This window comes from Marinicella sediminis (assembly GCF_002000055.1).
In the GTDB taxonomy this organism is placed as follows: domain Bacteria; phylum Pseudomonadota; class Gammaproteobacteria; order Xanthomonadales; family Marinicellaceae; genus Marinicella; species Marinicella sediminis.
In genome coordinates this window covers 119957-137992 of sequence record NZ_MVBD01000002.1, presented here as the reverse complement: position 1 = coordinate 137992, position 18036 = coordinate 119957, and the positions used below count along the sequence as shown (strand labels likewise).

Below are 18036 nucleotides of genomic sequence, written 5' to 3'. Positions count from 1 at the left end.
ATCAGGTTCCGCAATAAGTTTGGTAATTCTGGTCCTGATCTGTAGGCAAATCCTGATATTGACTGATGTGTTTTGATGTTTGATAAGGAGATTTCAGGACTTTTAAAAAAGTTTTCAATTCATTGAGGTCACCATTTTCTTCAACCTGTTTGAGAATTCGTTCGACGTGATGATTTCTGGGGATGACCAGTGGGTTGTTTGCTTTCATCTGCTGTACACTGTGCTCTTTATTGATGTTCCATTTATGCAGTAACTGTTGCCAGCTTGACAACCATGCATTCAATGCTGACAGCGATTTGTCTTTGTCCGGGTCCAACAGGGCAGTCATGGTATGGGTGTAATCCATTTGATTTGCATGCATCAGCTTCAATAATTCATCCGCGCAGGAAGAGACTTCTTCATCGGCTGTGTTGAAACCCAGTTTGTGTGCCATCATCTGACGATAAGCCTGATTATAGCGATCACTGAAACCTTCAATATATGGCATGATTAGATGCACTGCCTGGTCCTGGTCATCCGCTATCAATGGCAGTAAGCATTCGGCCAATCGGGCCAGGTTCCAATGGGTGATGGCTGGCTGATTACCAAACGCATAACGTCCCTGATGATCTATGGAACTGTAAACCGTTTGTGGATCATAAACGCCCAGCATGGCACAAGGCCCATAATCAATGGTATGACCCGAGATCAGACAATTGTCTGTGTTCATTACCCCATGAATGAAACCAACACGCATCCAATTGATCAGTAATTTTATCTGCTTATCAATAACTTGGGAGAAAAATCTCAAGTATTTTTCAGGTCCGCTTTCAGGCGTGTCAAAGTCATGTCTGCTGATACAGAAATCCACCAGAGTACTTAATTCAGCAGGTTGATTCCGGGCCGCAAAATGCTCAAATGTACCGACCCTGATATGAGACTCAGCGGTACGGGTAACCACTGCGCCTGGTACAGGCTGTTCCCTGAACACTGTTTCCCCTGTACTGACCACAGCCAGGGTGCGGCAGGTAGGCACCCCCAGAGCATGCATGGCTTCTGACATCAGGTACTCCCTGACGGCTGGTCTGATGCCACATTTGCCATCACCATTTCGGGAGAATGGTGTGCGGCCTGATCCTTTTAAATGAATATCAACCAGTTGTCCGTTGGCAGATTCATGCTCGCCAAGCAAGTGGGCTCTGCCATCGCCAAGTTGAGGGTTGAACTGGCCAAACTGATGGCCTGAGTAAGCCATCGCCACAGGCCTTGAGCCGCTGGCAAGGAGTTGGCCGGAGAATACCTGTGCCCGTTCTGATGCTGTTACGCTGATCGCAAGTTCATCAGCCAGATCTGTGTTCCACAGCAGCAGTTTCGGCTCCGGGAAAGACTCAGGTAAAACCGGTCTGGAAAAAGCCTGACCCAGGTCGAGGTATTGATGTGTCAGTTGGATGCTCATGTTGATCTGATGAGTTTTTGATACATGGATGGCACCACCAGTAATGACAGGGCGGTAGAAACCAGTAAACCTGAAATGATTGACCAGGCCAAAGGAGGCCACAAAGTCGATTTGGTCATCACCAAAGGCAACAAACCAGCGATGGTGGTCAGTGTGGTCAGGATGATGGGGCGGGTACGTCGTGCCACTGCTAGCTCGATGGCGGTTTTCATGTCCATACCCTGGTCCTGGTGTTTTTGTATCAGGTCGAGCAACACAATGGCATTATTGACCACAATACCGACCAATGCCAGGACCCCCAGGGTTGCGGTGAATCCAAAAGGGGTGCTGGTGAACAGCAAGCCAAAGGGTACACCAGCAAATGCCAGCGGAACGGTGATCAGAATGATCAACATTTTTTTGAATGAGTTGAACTCAATCAATAAAAAGATCAGCAACATGATGATACCAATCGGCAGGGCTTTACCCAGCGACTGATTGGCTTTCCCGGATTCCTGAACGGCACCGGCCACATAGTAATCAACGCCTTTGGGTAGTTCAACCTGAGCCATTTGGGGCAGAAATTTCGCCAACACATCATCGTAGGTATAACCGTCAATGGTTTCCGAGTAAACCGATGCAGTTCGTTGTAAGTTGATGTGATTGATGGAGGCGGGTAACCATTCGATGCGTTTATCGGTGAGGGCATTGAGCGACAACTGGTATTCGCCATTGTGAATGGAGATGTCATCCAGATCCTGAATGTTGAAATTCACATGTTCGGGTGATTGCATGACAATGTTGATGGGATCTTCATCACCCCGGTATTGTCCAATCACCTGTCCTGATGTTCGCAGTGCCAGACCACTGGCAAGTTTATCCCTGGTGATGTCATTTTTATTCAGCAGGTCATCGTGTGGTGTCAGGGTCAGTTTGGCCATACCCAGTCCGATGGTGTTGCGCAGGGTTCGGGTACCTTCTGTCTGACTGAGCAGGTCTTGAATTTTGCGCACCGATTCGGTGAGGTCTTTGCGGTCCTCAGCAATGACTTTGATTTCTATCGGGGCGTCTGATGGTGGACCCTGACCCAGTCTCCTGGCCACAATTTCTGCTTGTGGGTATTGTGGTGTCACTTCGCGGGTGATCCATTCGATGATGCCCTGAGAATTGGCCACGTCATCAATGATCGTGACAATTCGGGCAATGTGAGGTGCCCTGGGTTTTTCTACCAGGTTGTAATAAAACACCGGACCTGAGTTACCGACAAATGTAACGGTGCGTTCCACATGATTACGCTTGGCCAGTTCTGCTGCAATGGCCCGGGTGGTCTGGGTGTTTTGAATGATGTGTGAGTTTTCCGGATACTTGATGTCAATGATCACCTGGTTTCGATCGGTGTCAGGGAAAAAGTCACGTTGAACAAAACCAAACATGTAACCTGAAAACATCACAAAAACCACCGCACCGGCAATGATGATGTTGGTGCGACCAACAGCCAACTGGCCAAGTTTATGGCCCAGTTTTTGGAGTGATGATTCCTGATTTTCCTTGTGTTGTTTAAGGAACATGTGACTGAATGCAGGGGTCACCAGAATGGCATACACGTAACTGACGGTGATCGACAGAATGATCATGGTCGGAATGGCCCGGGTAAAATCAGCTGAATTCCCCTGGGAGAGCAGCATCGGCATGAATGCTGCAATGGTGGTACCGGTGGCTGAACCCAGTGACATGGCCAGATTACGCACCGAAGTCACAGAGGCATCTGAGCCCCGCATGCCCTCATCAATGTGGTACTGTATGTTTTCTACCATCACAATGGCATTGTCCACCAACATACCCAAACCAATGACCATACCAGCGATGGCCATTTGATGCAGCACACCACCACCCATATTGAATAATGCCAGTGAAGAAAAGGTAACCAATGGTATCACGGTGGCGACCACTAAACCTGGGCGCAAACCCAGGAACAAGGCGAGGATTATGGTCACCAGTGCCATTCCAGTCAGCAAAGAACCGCCGAGCTCCTGAATGCGGTCTTTTACCCGGTCAGGCTGAAAAAACACTTCTTCTATGGTTACATCAGGATATAAATCACGGATGTCATCCATGTAATCCCTCAGTGAAGCGCCAAAATCAACCACATTGAGTTGATTGATGGGCACATACAAAGACAAGGCAATGGCCCGCTCACTGTGGTGCCAGAACCCCGAATTGGACACATTTTCAGCCTCCAGGCGGATGTCTGCCAGTGCCGACAAGGGTAATTGTTCACCATTAGTCAGTTCAATGCTGGTGTTTTTAATTTCCTCAATGGATTGAAACTCAGTATGAGCATCCAGGTTGATGCGATTGTTTCCCACATGCAAGGCATTGATCGGTTGCGCTTTGGTGCGTTCATTGATTTGTCTGGCCACTGATTCATGGTTGATGATGGCACTGTTATTGAATGATTCTTTCAGGGTAATGGTGACTTGTTCTTCAGGCATTCCATATAAGGACACTTTACCGATGCCCGGTAAGTTGAACATGCGGTTTTTAATGGACTTGGCGGCATCTCGCAATTGCATGATGTCATTGATGCCAGAAAGCGAATAAACGGCCACAGCCGTGTCCAGTAACCGATCTTCCACGCTCGGCTTTACAACACCGTCCGGAAACTGTACTTCGGCCTTATCTACCGCCCGCCTGACCCGGTCCCATACCAAATCAGTGTCAGTGATGTGATCCAGCATTTTAACGATAACCTGGACAAATCCAGAGCGAACCGTCGCCCTGATTTCGTCAATTTCTTCGATTTGTGCCAATTCTTCTTCAAGGGGTTTAAGGACTTGTTTTTCGATTTTTTTTACATCCGCCCCGGGGTACTGTACGAGCACAAATCCCTGCCGATAGGGGAAGAATGGGTCTTCCTGCCGGTTCATGCTGGACCATGAAAATATTCCGAACAGTGCCAGAAAAATGGCCGTTGTGAGGATCAGTCTTTTTTGTCCAACCAGGACCCTGACCACACTCATGACTGGTTGATCCGTTGATTAGGTGACAGGTTTACCTGGCCAGAAGTGACCACTTCAATGGTGCCTTGATGTGGTAATTCAACGATGACCTCATTGTTTTCGATGTCTATCAGTGTGATGTGTGTCTGAATGACCTGATTATTAACGATCAACAACACAAACGGATCATTGATGCCATCGTCAATCACGCTTTCAATGGGTAAGCGGTAGTACTGACCAATGTGCTCTTTTAATTGAACAGTGACTTTTTCACCCGATTTAATCTGGTGCGCTATGGGTACTTCAATCATGACTTTGAATAACTGTGATTGTGGATTAGCTGTTTGACTGATTTCTTTGACGGTTGCTGTGAGTACATGATTTTCATAACGCACGGGTAATTGCTGTCCAGGGCTGATGTTTCTATGCAGGAAAGAGGGCAGGTAGATGGGGGCTTCGAGCGATGTGATCCCACCCAAAACCATGATGGGCTCACCTGGACTGATGACTTCACCATTTTCCTTATAAATTTCCGCCACATTACCAGCAAATGGCGCTTTCAGTACTGTTTCATCATACATTGACTGGGCTTGTTCGAGTTGAGCCTGCAAGCTTTTCTTGGTGGCTTGCAGATTGTCTTGTTGATTGGTCAGGCGATCCAGTTCATTTTGGCTGACCGCGTTGGTTTTTTTCAGGTTTTTGACCCTTTTTACTTCCGCCCGATTTTGTTCCAATGTGGCTTCTATGGCTTCTATCTGACTTTCAAATTGAGCAATTTGGGGCTCCAGTGAAGGGTTGCTGATGCTGAATAATGGTTGCTCTGGTTCTACTGAGTCGCCAATATTGATCCACTGTCTGGTGATCACGCCACTGACCTGAAATGACAAACTGGCTTGGTCAGTGGGTACCACAAATGCAGCTACCTGATGAACTTTATATTGTTCATTGGGGCTGAATTCAGCTGATCCATAAGTGATTTGTTCTGCATTGTCTTGTTGCTCTGACGCTTGATGATCGCAGCCTGTCAGTAAAACAATAAACATGCCGGCTATGAAAAGGGTTCTGATTTTCATGGTTGAATTCCCTGGATGGTGATTTCGATGAAATCGTTGATGAATGTATCAGGATCTTGATAGAGGCCATTGTCCCAGTGCTTAAAATGGCATTCAGCAATGAAATATTGGTTGATGACAGTAATGAAGTTCATCACCAGCACAACCGGATTAAAGTTCTTTCGCATCAGGCCATGTTCCTGAGCCTGGCGAATAAGTTCACCACCTCGTTGCATGAGTGGTTGGTCAAGACGTCCACAGTTTTCATCATTTTCCAAATGCGCGTAGGCAAAAAACCGTGGAACCATTGGATTGTTTCTGACAAAGTCAAAATAGTAGCGCATCGATTTTCTGATCAGTTCAATGGGGTCTGATTCAGACTCAAATAAATTCATTTGATTGTCAGCGTATTTTTTAAAAAACACTTCTTTAACTGTTTCCCATAAGTGCTCTTTGTTTTCAAAATGATGAAAAATCAGGCTTTTGGTAACTTTGGCTTGTTTGGCAATCATCGATATTGATACGTGGGCAAAACCATGCGTGGCAAATAGAGCCAGGGCTTCATTCAGAATATTGTCTTTTTTTGAAATTTCCATGGGTACATTATAGATTTGACTGACCGATCGGTCAACAATTGGTTGTAAAAAACAAGTAATTCATCCAGCCATTCATTGATCAGCTGGCAATGATCCGTTTAAACGTTCAACAATACCGACCATGGTGGGCACGATAAGCAAAGTGATGAGGGTGGCAAACAATATGCCAAACGCCAGTGAAACTGCCATGGGAACCAAGAACTGAGCTTGAAAAGATTGTTCAAAAACCAGTGGAGAAAGCCCCATGAAAGTGGTCAATGAAGTAAGGATAATTGCTCTGAAGCGAGATTGAGCAGCCATTTTAATGGCATCGTAGTAATTCAGGCCTTCTGCTTTGTATTCGTTGTATCGATTGACCAAAACCAATGAGTCATTGACCACCACTCCGCTGAGCGCGAGGATGCCAAAAAACGATAACAGGCCCAAAGGTATGCCCAGAAACCAATGACCCAAAATAGCACCAATGATACCGAATGGAATTACGCTCATGATAATCAGGGGCTGTACATATGATTTCAAAGGAATGGCGAGCAGGGCATAAATCAAAATCAGGGACAAGCCAAACCCCTGTATCAGTGACGCAGTTGCAGCACTTTGTTCACGGGATTGACCGCCAAAATCAATGTCAATGTCTGGATAACGCTGTCGCATGTTGTCCAGGTAAGTGGCATTAAGATCAGCCAGAATTTCACTGCTGCTGGTGCGTATTTTATCCACGCGGCCACTGACATAAACCACTCGTTTTTTGTTGTATCGGGTAATTTCAGATAAGGCCAACTGCGGAGAGAATTCAGCAATTTCGTATAAGGGGATGGTGGCACCATTGGCAGTTGTGATGCGAATATGGTTTAAATCTGTGAGTTGATCCCGTTCGCTTTCAGGATACCGTACTTTGACCCTGATTTCATCTTTACCGCGTTGGATACGCTGTGCTTCAAATCCAAACAAGGCATAACGGATCTGGCGGGCCACATCAGCTTGATTCAGACCAAGGGACTGACCAAGTTGATTCAAAGTAAATGCAAATTCAGGAGTGCCTTCATCGTAGTTGGTTTTCAGGTCATAAACACCTTGATATTCAGCCAGTTTTTGACGTAATTCACTGGCCGCGGTGGCCAGCGCCTGATCGTTCGCAGATGATAACTCAAGGCGAATGTCAACTCCACTGCCAGGGCCTAGTGCATAGACTTCCAGTGACTTAACACCGGGTAATTCACCCATGTTTTTGCGCCAGGCATTGACCACTTCCTGGCTGCTGTACGCACGATCTGGATCCACTGCCAACTGAATATAAGTTTTGCTTTTCTGATCTGTGGTGTTGAACGCATAAACCGATTGTATGGGGGGATTGTCAGTGCCAAATAAATCATAGGCCTGTTGATTAACCTGCAAAGCAGCCTGTTCAATTTTGCGGGTTGTTTCGTCTGTGATCAAGGCTCCCAGGCCACTTTGCATTTCCAGATCAGCAACGGATGTTTCTTGTTCTACATCCGGAAAGAAGCTGGTTCTTACCAGGCCTCCGGGAACCAGTCCAACGGTGAGTATGAAGAGGGCAATGAAACAACTGAGGGTCAGTGCTTTGTGAGTGATGGCCCGATGCAGGAACGGACGGTATCGTTGTCGAATAAAATGATGTAAGCCCTCATCAATGCGGTTTTGAAACCTTTGCCACCAATGACTGTGTTGATTGTCTGGTTCTGCAATTTTGATGTGCGCCAGGTGAGCCGGTAAAATCCACTTGGATTCGACCAGTGAAAACAGCAAACAAAAAATCACCACCGCTGCAATGGAACCCAGTATTTCCCCAAATTGAGAACTGATCAGGGTCAGGGGTAAAAAGGCAGCCACCGTGGTGAGCACCCCAAATGTTGCAGGAATGGCAACGTTTTGGGTGGCTTTGATGGTGGTGCCTACCGGGTCAGGGTCGCCCAATCCGGATTCTTGCTTGGCAGAATAAATATTTTCACCGATCACAATGGCGTCATCTACCACAATCCCAAGCACCACAATGAAGCCAAATGTGGTCAGTACATTCAGAGAATAGTCAGCCACAGCGGGACCCAGTACAAACAATGCACCGGCAAAAGCAATGGGAATACCCAGCGCAACCCAGAATGCCACTTTCAGGTGCAAAAACAAAGTCAACATGATCAACACCAGCACAATACCGGTCAGGGCATTGCTCATCATCAACGACAACCGATCTCTGATGACCTCTGATTCGTCGTTCCAAATGGCTGTCTGAATGTTTTCAGGAAACCAATTTTGAGATTTTACTTGGGCGATTTTTGCTTTGACATCCGCCGCCGCACGGGTGATGCTGTCGCTGCTCAGGAGTTTAACTTGCAATTGAATAGATGGTTTGCCATTGTATCTGGAAAAGGTACGACGCTCTGCAAAACCATCGTTGATGACGGCCACATCCTCAAGCAACAACGGCTTTCCTGTGGCTGACTGCCCAACCACAAGACGGGCAAATTCAGGGCCATAATACGCCTGTTCGTCGGTTTTGATGTTGATGGTTCTTTGGTCGGATGTGATGCTGCCACCTGACAGGTTCACCGAGTTATTCTGGATGGACCTGGCTATGTCCTGCAGGGTTAAGTTGTATTCCCGCAGTGTGCGTTCACTGACTTCAATGCTGATTTCATAGGCTTTGGCTCCGGTGATGTCAACTTTATTGATGCCATCGGCTTTCATCAATTCATCGCGCACCCGCTCAGCCACTTTTTTCATGGATGAGTGATCACTGTCGCCATACAGTTCAAGACTCAATACCCGACGTTCAAACACCTGTTCCTTGATCACTGGTTTCTCTGCCTGATCTGGAAAACTACTGATGGCATCAATGTTCAGTTTGATGTCGTCTTTAAGACGTTTTAATTCGTAGCCTTCAACGGCAGTGACTGTCACCGACGTACCGCTACCACTGACAGAGCTGCTGATCTCTTTGATCCCTTCAATCCCTTCCAGGGCTTCTTCAATTTTGATGGTAACACCTTCTTCGACTTCAGCCGGCGTACCACCTATGAAGGTCACATCGATGTTCACTGAATTTGGCGGGAAGGCTGGAAAGGCTTCGGTTCTGATATTCAGAGCAGTCATGAAACCTGCCACCAGGATGAAGGCCATCAGCAGGTTAGCGGCCACTGGGTTACGGGTGAACCAGGCAATGAATCCAGTGGTACCCTGATTAATTTGTTTCACCTTATTCACCTGTTTCTGTGGCACTCACAACCGGTATGCCGGAGGTCAGGCTGTTCGGTGGTGAACTGATGAGCTCAAGTTTATCGGTCTCATTGGGTGGCTGGATATAGTAATGACCTGCTCGCTGATAAATGACCTGAGGATTGAGTTTGGCTGTCAGACCATTAAGGATATACCAGACGCTGCCGTCTATGCTGATCGCCGTTTCTGGAATTTTCATCAGTGGTTGATTGTTCTGCACCGAAAACATAACCTGTAAAAATGCACCATATACAGGAGCAGGGCGATCATTTTCCAGTTCGATGATCACTGTTCTCCAGCGATTGTTGCTGTCAATGAATGGTTCAAACCGGACTTCAGTGGCTTGCCAGCTTTGTCCGGACTGATCAGTCAAGGTGATTTTAAACGGTGCTTGCTGTTCAAGCAAACTGGCTTCGGAAGTGGTCAGGGATGACCTCACCTGAAGTTGTTTACCAGCAACCAACTCTCCCAGCACCGTGCCAATCTGAACGGCTTCACCCAGGTCTACATTCCGGGACAGGGAAAAGCCATCATAAGGCGCTCTGATGCGGGTTTTGCGGAGGTTGTCATTCGCGAGTCTGAGGTCTTGCCTGGCGGCCAACAAGTTGTTTTCGGCAGCTTTGAGCTGTGGTTTCCTGAGATTGAAATCGGTAGGCTCCCGGTTGGGGTTGATTCGATACCAGTCTTTTTCTGCCCGGGCTGCTTGTTTTTGTTCTTCAACCAGCCTGGTTTCAGCATCACTCAAATTGGCCTGGGCCCTGGCCAGTTGTACTTCATAAGGCAATGGGTCAAGACTGACCAACACATCGCCTGCCATAAAACGGCGACCTGCCAGGAATTGATCACTCACAGCAATGACGGTACCGCTGACCTCAGCGCTGAGGGTTGTTTGCCACCGGGACGAAACGAATCCCTCGGCTTCAATCAACAACGGATGAGTCGCCGCTGTGATGTCTTGAGTCAATAGTTTCAGTGTGTTGTCCTTCACCGATTCCTGAGTTTCTGGTCGGGGTTTGTTTTTGATCATCACCAGCACAACCAGGACGGCGATAATGATAATGACAGGACCGATGAGTTTTTTCAGCATAAGAATTCAGGCAGGTACAATGTTTGAATTATAGATGGGTGTTGTGAAAAAAATGTGATTCGTTTTGGCCAGCAATTGATGGTCAGAAATGCTAAAATTTTCAGCTTTCATTTGATCAAGGGGACTCCTGATATGATTTTCAAAAAACTGCTGATAAACCACTTACAGACAGTAATTGCCACGCTTTTGTGCATGGGCTCCTTCACAGTGATGGCTGAACATCACGCTGAAGGCAGCACAGCACTGCTGCGCTATGCAGACATCCACAAAGAGCAAGTTACATTTGTCTATGGAGGGGACATTTATGTGGCTTCAGTTCAAGGCGGAATGGCCAAAAGACTGACCGCTCATGAAGGATTTGAAGCTTTTCCCAAGTTTTCCAGAGATGGTACCAAAATCGCTTTCAGCGCTGAATATACAGGCAATCGCCAAGTATATATAATGAATACCGATGGCAGTGAACTCACTCAACTGACCTGGTATAACGATGTCGGTGCCATGCCTCCCAGAGGCGGTTATGATTACCGAATTCTGGACTGGTCGGCTGATGATCAGCATGTATTGGTCAGGGCGAACAGGTTGCCATGGGGTATCCGCATGGGTCAACCTTACCTGGTACCAGTTGATGGTGGCATGGAACAGGCGTTACCGGTGCCAGAAACCGGTGGCGGGATGTTGTCACCGGATGGTAAAAAATATGTGTACACCCCCAAAGATCGTGAGTTCAGAACCTGGAAACGATACCGTGGCGGCCGGGCACAGGACGTCTGGGTGTATGACCTTGAAAACAACAGCAGTGAACGGTTAACAACCCATGATGCCACTGATCATCAACCAGTTTGGGTGGGCGAGGACATTTATTTCCTCAGTGACCGGGACTACTACCTGAATTTGTATCGTTATGTCAAAGGTGGCCAGCCTGTAAAAGTCACCCATCATGATGGTTTTGATGCATTGTGGGCTTCCGCTGGTCCTGACGCCATTGTTTATGAAAATGGTGGACACCTGTGGCGTTTTGATCCGGGTTCCGGTGAAACCAGCAAACTGGACATCACCGTGAGTGCCAATCAGGAGCGCATGCTGACGATGCGCAAAGAGGTCAAAGATCAGATTGATTCAATGGCCCTCTCGCCGGATGGCACAGAAGTCATCATTGCAGCCCGGGGTGAATTATTCAAAGCCAGCACGGCACACAATGAAATCCGTGAATTCAGCCGCACTCCTGCTGCACGTGAAATTGAAGTCAGCTGGTCTCCGGATGGTCAGCACGTGGCATACCTGAGTGATGCCTCAGGTGAATACGAAGTGTATGTCAAAGCAGTTGAATCCGGTGCGGTGACCCAATTGACCACAGATGGCAATACCTGGCGCTATGCTCCAGTGTGGTCTCCTGACAGTCAGCGCCTGGCATATGGCGACACCAACCAAACCTTGTGGGTGGTCGACCTTGGCAAGAAAAAGGTCCGCAAAGCCGACCACTCCGGCCGCAATGACATCAATGATTACAGCTGGTCTCCGGACAGCAACTGGCTGGTATACACCAAAACAGAGAATTCCGGGTTCAGTTCGGTATTTGTTCACAACCTTGACAAAGGCCAAAGCCAACGTCTGACCAGTGCTGCGTTCAATGACTTCTCACCGGTGTTTGACACCAATGGTCATTACCTGTATTTCCTGTCTAACCGGGATTACAACCTGTCATTCTCAAGCTACGAGTTCAACTACCTGTATCATGAAGCCACGCGGGTGTATGCTGCCGCTCTGAATGACAGCGCACCTGAATTGTTCCCATTTGCTGGCAGTGCCGCCCATGGTGAAGAAGTTAAACCTGCAGAAGAGGTGAACATTCAGTTTGCCGGGTTCGATAATCGGGTGCATGCCTTACCTGGTCAGGCCGGTAACTATTTCAACCTGCAAAACAACGGCAATGCGGTGTTTGTGGTCCACAACAACAACGGTAACACCGTGAAAATGATTGACCTCAGAAAGCCCGAAGACCCCCAAACCGTGATTGAAGGTGTTGGCAATTATCAGCTCAGCGCCAATGGTGAATACATGCTGGTGCAAAAAGGCGGTGATTACGGTGTGATCAAAGCTGCTGCTGAACAGAAGCTCAATGACAAATTGGATTTAACCCACCTGACCCTGAAGGTTGATCCCGCCGTAGAATGGCGGCAAATGTACACCGATGCCTGGCGTATCCTGCGTGATTGGTTCTATGACCCGGGTATGCATGGCATGGACTGGCAGGCAATCCACGACAAGTACCTGCCATTGGCCCAAGCCGCCAGGCACCGCACCGACCTGGATTATGTGTTTGGTGAAATCGCCGGTGAAATGAACGCCGGACACATCTATGTGAATTCAGGTGATCAGCCGGCAGTCAAACGCCAGGATAATGGTTTACTGGGTGCTGAATTCAAAGCCCACAAAAGTGGCTACTTTGAAATCACCAAAATCTTTGCCGGTGAAAACTGGACTCCGGCACGCCGCTCACCGATGACTGCGTCTGGGGTGGATGCCAAAGTGGGTGATTTTGTGATCAGTATTGATGGGGTAAGCACCCAATCAGTGAAGAATATTTTTCAATTACTGGAGCATACCGCAGGCCGCACCATCAGTCTGCAGGTGAACAGCAAGCCCAGTACCAGCGGTGCCCGAGAAGTGTTTGTCAAACCCATAGCTTCAGAGAGCCAGTTGCGTTATCTGGATTGGGTGAACAGTCGTCGGGCCATGGTGGATCGCCTGTCTGATGGTCGCATTGGCTATGTGCACTTGCCCAACACTGCTGTTGATGGCAACCGTGAGTTGTTCAAGCAATTGCTGCCACAAATCGGCAAAGACGCGTTGATCATCGATGACCGTTACAACGGCGGTGGTTTTATTCCTGACCGCATGATTGAGATTTTGTCCCGTACCACATTGAACTACTGGAAACGCCGTGGTCTGGATTTAGACAGCAATGCCACTCCACTGATTGCCCACGACGGTCCCAAAGTGATGCTGACCAATGGTCAATCCAGCTCTGGTGGCGATGCTTTGCCGTATTATTTCCGCAAAGCTGGCCTGGGTAAAATCATTGGAACCCGTACCTGGGGCGGTTTGATTGGCATCAGTGGCAACCCCAATCTGGCCGATGGTGGCTCGATTCTGGCATCGACCTTTCGCTTTATGGACACCGAAGGTAACTGGGCGGTTGAAAATGAAGGTGTGACCCCGGACATTGAGGTGATCGATCGTCCAGAACTGGTCGCAGCGGGCCGTGATCCATCAATCGAACGGGCGGTAGAAGAACTGCTCAAGGATCTGCAAACCAACCCAAGATCATTGATCAACGCGCCTCCGGCACCCACTGATTTTGGGCAAAAGTGATGTTTTTATTTGACTTTAATCGTCAAACGTGAAAAATACACATCCCCTGACATGTGGGTCAGGGGATGTTTTATAACCAAGGAGAGCTGATGATCAGCTCGACACGCCGACCCGGTTGGTTTTACTCAGTAAAATCAGAGGTCGCGCGTTTGATTTAATACATGATCGCCGTGGCCGCTTTCAATTTTGTCAGGACAAACTTGAACGAAGTCCCAAGATCATCACTTATTTACCGCATACAGGAGGCTTAAACATGCAACAAACCGAGAAGACAATCCAATAAGCGCCTGCCAACCATATTTTCTGGAAGGCATGTTCGTGATGCCTTTCAGACTTGATAAAGCCTGAAATGCATTGTATTTCAGGCTTTTTTATGCCCCTGACAGGGCAAAGGCCTGATTGAATTACAAGGAATTTAATTATGCCAATTTTTAAACAAATCAACAAAACCAGGGTGCCGGTGAAAATTTTCACCGAGGACATTGCACCCCAGGCGATAGACCAATTGGTCAACATCGCCAACCTGCCGATCGTTCATCACCACGTGGCGGCGATGCCGGATGTTCATCTGGGCATCGGAGCCACTGTCGGTTCGGTGATCCCAACACTCAATGCGGTGATTCCCGCTGCAGTGGGGGTTGATATCGGCTGTGGAATGAATGCGGTACGGACCAGTCTGACCGCCAGTGACTTACCGGATAACCTGTATCAGGTCCGCAGTCGGATTGAATCACGGGTGCCTGTTGGCTTCAACTGGCACAAACGCAGCGTGGTCAACCGTTCGACGGTTAATGGGCTGGACAAACCATTGGATGAACTGGTGGGTAAACACCCGGCGATCATGAAAATGCTCAAAGGCTTTAACCACACCTGGCACCGTCAGTTGGGTACCTTGGGTGGTGGCAACCATTTTATTGAGTTGTGCCTGGATGAAAACGATGATGTGTGGATCATGTTGCACTCCGGATCCCGGGGAGTAGGTAATGTCATTGGGCGTTACTTCATCAACCTGGCAAAAAAGGACATGCAACGTCATCAGCAACATCTGCCCGATACCAACCTGGCTTACTTCAGTGAGGGCAGTCAACATTTCACTGATTATGTGATGGCGGTGAACTGGGCTCAGGAATATGCCTGGGTGAACCGGCAGGAAATGATGAAACTGGTGGTCGATGCCCTAAAAGCCTCGTCATTACCAAACTTCACCCTGACGAAAAAAGCCATCAACTGTCACCATAACTATATCTCACATGAGACGCATTATGGTGAACGGGTGATCGTTACCCGCAAAGGTGCGATCAGGGCCGGGCAGGATGAGTTGGGCATCATCCCTGGCTCCATGGGCGCCAGGTCCTACATCGTCAAAGGCAAAGGTTCAGCCGCTTCGTTTTGTTCCTGTGCTCACGGTGCTGGTCGCACCATGAGCCGCACTGAAGCCAAACGGTCATTCTCAGTGCGTGATCTGGAACATCAAACCAGCGGTGTGGAATGCCGCAAAGACCGGGGCATGCTGGATGAAATTCCAGGTGCTTACAAAGACATTGATCAGGTGATGGCCAATCAGGCCGATCTGGTGGATGTGGTGCACACCCTGAAACAAGTGGTGTGTGTGAAAGGTTAACGATCGCAAGATCACCAACAGGAGCATGATTATGCCAAAAAAACCAATCAGAAACCAGGTGGCTCGAGCCCCCATCATGAGAAAGGGTGGGGTGCACGAAAAATCCAACAAAGCCAAACGACAGCAGGATAAGCAGTCATTCAAACAAAAACTAAGGGCCAGGGATTATGGCCCTTTTTTGTGTTCCACAGAACCGCTTGATAATGATTTTTGTGAACTGGTTGTTGTGGATGTTTGCTATGATAAACAGCTTTCATTGCCTGCTCAACATCCATGAAGTTTCGCTACTGGGTTGCCTTTTTTGTTACATTAACCAGCTACACTGTCCAGGCACAGCAAGACTGTGAACAGGCAATCAGGGCAGGTGACCATCAACTGGCATTGCCAGTATGTGAACAGGCATTGATTGACCATCCGGAGGCCCGGCTTGACCTGTGGTTGCAACTTGTGGAAATTCATCATGTATTGGGTCACCGTCAAAAAGAGTACAGCTATCTGCAAGCAATCAGTCAGCATCCGAAATTCAATGAGCGGACCGATGTGCGTTACAACTGGCATCGCAAACAAGGTCAGTTTCATTATTTCAAAGGTGCTTATGAACAAGCCCTGAAGCATCTGCAGGCTGGTTTCGAACTGGCTGGTCAATTGGGTGATCCGCTGTTGATCAGCAAAAGCCACAACGATTTGGGCTTGGTACATGGCAAACTCAGTCACTACACCGAAGCCTTACACCATTATCAGCAAAGCCTGCAAATCAAATTGAGTCATGGTGATGCCTATCAGGTGGGCAACACCCTGAATAACATTGCTTTGGTCCATGTGGCACTGGAAGATCATGATCAGGCATTGAATTATTATCAACAGGCCATGGACCAATACCTGGCCTATGCCCAGACTGAAGATTTTGATGAACGGGTGCTTGACCGTATTTCACACCTTTACGAAGACTTGACACAAGCCCATTCACGGAAAGGGCAGCCGGAAGCGGCAGCCGGTTATGTGCGCCAAATTCTGGCTACTTTTGAATCCAGGAGATCACCTCAGGCTCAGGCCAGGGCACTGGCCAACATCGGGCAAATGTATCTGGCCGCTGATCAATTTGCAGTGGCAGCACCATTTTATCTACAGGCACAGGCACTGCACCAGCAGTATGACTTACCGCATGAGGCCAGGTTTTATCTTGACCTGGCACGCATCAAAAAGCACCAACAAGCGGACCAGCAAGCCATCAGTTTGATCATCACAGGTATTAGCCTGGCTGAACAGATTCAAGACCATCAAACGCTCAGCCAACTGTATGAATTGCTCAGTGATCTTTACCGGCCTGAGGACTTGGACAAGTCTTTGGTTTACCTGAAAAAATACCAGCAAAACCGGGAACTGTTTTTACAGGAAAAATATGATCAGCAACTCAGCAATGTTCAACACCAGATTGAACTGCAACAAATTGAGCATGATCTGGTTAATGAGCAGTTGATTTCAGCGCGCCAATCAGTTCAGCTACAACAACTCACCAATGCCACCTTGTGGGCAGTGCTGGTCATCCTGTTGTTGGCGGTGACACTGATGATGTATGTGTTCAGAAAACGCAAAGAACGGGCCGCGCTGATGCAATCGATCAAGCATCACCGCCAACAACTGTTCATGATGCAGGAAGAACAGGAAATCAAGCAACACAGTCAATCAGCAGATCCGGCAGAGCGAAAACAACAATTCAAAGTTATGCTGGTTGAGTTGATGGTTGATGCCCTGGCTTGCTGGGAAAAAAACACCGGTCAGGATCGCATTGAACTGGCAGAACAGAGCAGGGCGTGGACCGTTTCAGTCGATAATGGCACCTTGCGAACCCGCTCTCTGGATAAATACCTGGAATTAGAGAAGATGCCAGCCAATCCCCGTTGGCGGCAGGTGGTGAAAACCTGCCATTTTATCCTTTCTCATGAATCATTGGACAACAAAGACCGGGGTGAACTGGAGCACAAACTGGATCAGGTGCTTAACCTGGCCAAGGAAATGTCCCTGTCAGCCCGGTAGGTGCTGTTATTCAGTAGCCAGATTGGAAATCACAGCCACACAATTAAAACTCAGGCCCTGGCTGAAATCATAATCATCATGATGATTGGCAGCTGCAGATCCACCATCTATGAATGTCAAAGGTCCCAAAAACTGGGGAATCAAACCATCTGGATACAGCTCGGCATACGAAACCGATAACCCCGTACAAATATCGATGGCCATGGATCTGGCCTGGTTGAAATGATCAAAAGCCCCGCAGGTTTTAAAAACCACATCCCAATCGTCACATTCGATGAATTTGGGATTAACCTGGCGGTGAGATTTGGCAGCAATGCGTTTGATTTCTTTTTTGACCAACTCTTTGTGCACCCCGGCTAAAAGCGCTTGTTCATCCAGGTGAATGGTTTGAATGATGTCATACGTGATGGCCGGATCATAAGCAATCGTATCCTCAGGATATACCAGCATTTCAGTCAGAAACTCATGTCCCCACAAATTGAATGATGACATGATTAAGATCAGAATGGCGCTTTTTTTATGGTGTTTCATGGTACATAACCCTCTTGTGTGTTTGTTGATCGACATCTTATCGGTAATTGATGTGTTGAGGCGTTTAGCTGCTGGTAAAAACTGGTAAAAAGCATAAAAATG

11 protein-coding genes are annotated in these 18036 nt (G+C 47.9%); 4 read left to right on the top strand and 7 right to left on the bottom strand.

The genetic code is table 11. The features are described from left to right. Position 1: 1 nt before the first annotated feature. The 6 genes from B0475_RS03135 to B0475_RS03110 all read right to left on the bottom strand — a co-directional run bounded on the left by B0475_RS03135 (position 2) and on the right by B0475_RS03110 (position 10376). Positions 2 to 1435, bottom strand: coding sequence for a protein adenylyltransferase SelO (locus B0475_RS03135; protein WP_198538091.1), 1434 nt, complete (start codon positions 1433 to 1435; stop codon positions 2 to 4). Continuing rightward, a complete protein-coding gene (locus tag B0475_RS03130) occupies positions 1432 to 4434 on the bottom strand; it encodes an efflux RND transporter permease subunit (protein ID WP_077409979.1) in 3003 nt (1000 codons plus the stop codon). Before B0475_RS03130 ends, B0475_RS03135 begins: the two co-directional genes overlap by 4 nt. Beyond that, positions 4431 to 5486 carry an efflux RND transporter periplasmic adaptor subunit gene (locus tag B0475_RS03125; RefSeq protein ID WP_077409978.1) on the bottom strand — a complete coding sequence of 352 codons (1056 nt, stop codon included), beginning with the start codon at positions 5484 to 5486 and terminating at the stop codon, positions 4431 to 4433. Before B0475_RS03125 ends, B0475_RS03130 begins: the two co-directional genes overlap by 4 nt. Next, complete coding sequence (locus B0475_RS03120; RefSeq protein ID WP_077409977.1) at positions 5483 to 6061, bottom strand: TetR/AcrR family transcriptional regulator; 579 nt, start codon at positions 6059 to 6061, stop codon at positions 5483 to 5485. Before B0475_RS03120 ends, B0475_RS03125 begins: the two co-directional genes overlap by 4 nt. A 72-nt stretch (positions 6062 to 6133) precedes the next feature. Next, complete coding sequence (locus B0475_RS03115) at positions 6134 to 9268, bottom strand: efflux RND transporter permease subunit (RefSeq protein WP_077409976.1); 3135 nt, start codon at positions 9266 to 9268, stop codon at positions 6134 to 6136. A 1-nt stretch (position 9269) separates the two neighbouring features. Then, on the bottom strand, positions 9270 to 10376 hold the full coding sequence (locus B0475_RS03110) for an efflux RND transporter periplasmic adaptor subunit (RefSeq protein ID WP_077409975.1): 1107 nt from the start codon (positions 10374 to 10376) through the stop codon (positions 9270 to 9272). A 210-nt stretch (positions 10377 to 10586) separates the two neighbouring features. Between B0475_RS03110 and B0475_RS03105 the strand changes: the two genes are divergently transcribed. From B0475_RS03105 to B0475_RS03090, 4 genes are all read left to right on the top strand, one after another. Further along, positions 10587 to 13748, top strand: a complete 3162-nt coding sequence (locus tag B0475_RS03105; protein WP_198538090.1) for a S41 family peptidase — start codon at positions 10587 to 10589, stop codon at positions 13746 to 13748. Positions 13749 to 14169: 421 nt separating this feature from the next. Then, on the top strand, positions 14170 to 15369 hold the full coding sequence (locus tag B0475_RS03100; protein ID WP_077409973.1) for an RtcB family protein: 1200 nt from the start codon (positions 14170 to 14172) through the stop codon (positions 15367 to 15369). 31 nt (positions 15370 to 15400) lie between these two features. After that, positions 15401 to 15646 carry a hypothetical protein gene (locus tag B0475_RS03095; protein ID WP_077409972.1) on the top strand — a complete coding sequence of 82 codons (246 nt, stop codon included), beginning with the start codon at positions 15401 to 15403 and terminating at the stop codon, positions 15644 to 15646. Next, positions 15643 to 17403: a tetratricopeptide repeat protein gene (locus B0475_RS03090; protein WP_077409971.1), complete on the top strand. Its 1761-nt coding sequence runs from the start codon at positions 15643 to 15645 to the stop codon at positions 17401 to 17403. Before B0475_RS03095 ends, B0475_RS03090 begins: the two co-directional genes overlap by 4 nt. A gap of 6 nt (positions 17404 to 17409) precedes the next feature. Here the strand turns inward: B0475_RS03090 and B0475_RS03085 are convergent, their stop codons facing one another. Further along, on the bottom strand, positions 17410 to 17934 hold the full coding sequence (locus B0475_RS03085; RefSeq protein ID WP_077409970.1) for a hypothetical protein: 525 nt from the start codon (positions 17932 to 17934) through the stop codon (positions 17410 to 17412). Between the last annotated feature and the right edge of the window lie 102 nt (positions 17935 to 18036).

Coding starts and splice junctions, on each gene's coding strand:
- B0475_RS03120 (WP_077409977.1), bottom strand. CDS start 6,061: ATGGAAATTTCAAAAAAAGACAATATTCTGAATGAAGCCCTGGCTCTA.
- B0475_RS03110 (WP_077409975.1), bottom strand. CDS start 10,376: ATGCTGAAAAAACTCATCGGTCCTGTCATTATCATTATCGCCGTCCTG.
- B0475_RS03085 (WP_077409970.1), bottom strand. CDS start 17,934: ATGAAACACCATAAAAAAAGCGCCATTCTGATCTTAATCATGTCATCA.
- B0475_RS03135 (WP_198538091.1), bottom strand. CDS start 1,435: ATGAGCATCCAACTGACACATCAATACCTCGACCTGGGTCAGGCTTTT.
- B0475_RS03130 (WP_077409979.1), bottom strand. CDS start 4,434: ATGAGTGTGGTCAGGGTCCTGGTTGGACAAAAAAGACTGATCCTCACA.
- B0475_RS03125 (WP_077409978.1), bottom strand. CDS start 5,486: ATGAAAATCAGAACCCTTTTCATAGCCGGCATGTTTATTGTTTTACTG.
- B0475_RS03090 (WP_077409971.1), top strand. CDS start 15,643: ATGAAGTTTCGCTACTGGGTTGCCTTTTTTGTTACATTAACCAGCTAC.
- B0475_RS03100 (WP_077409973.1), top strand. CDS start 14,170: ATGCCAATTTTTAAACAAATCAACAAAACCAGGGTGCCGGTGAAAATT.
- B0475_RS03105 (WP_198538090.1), top strand. CDS start 10,587: ATGGCTGAACATCACGCTGAAGGCAGCACAGCACTGCTGCGCTATGCA.
- B0475_RS03095 (WP_077409972.1), top strand. CDS start 15,401: ATGCCAAAAAAACCAATCAGAAACCAGGTGGCTCGAGCCCCCATCATG.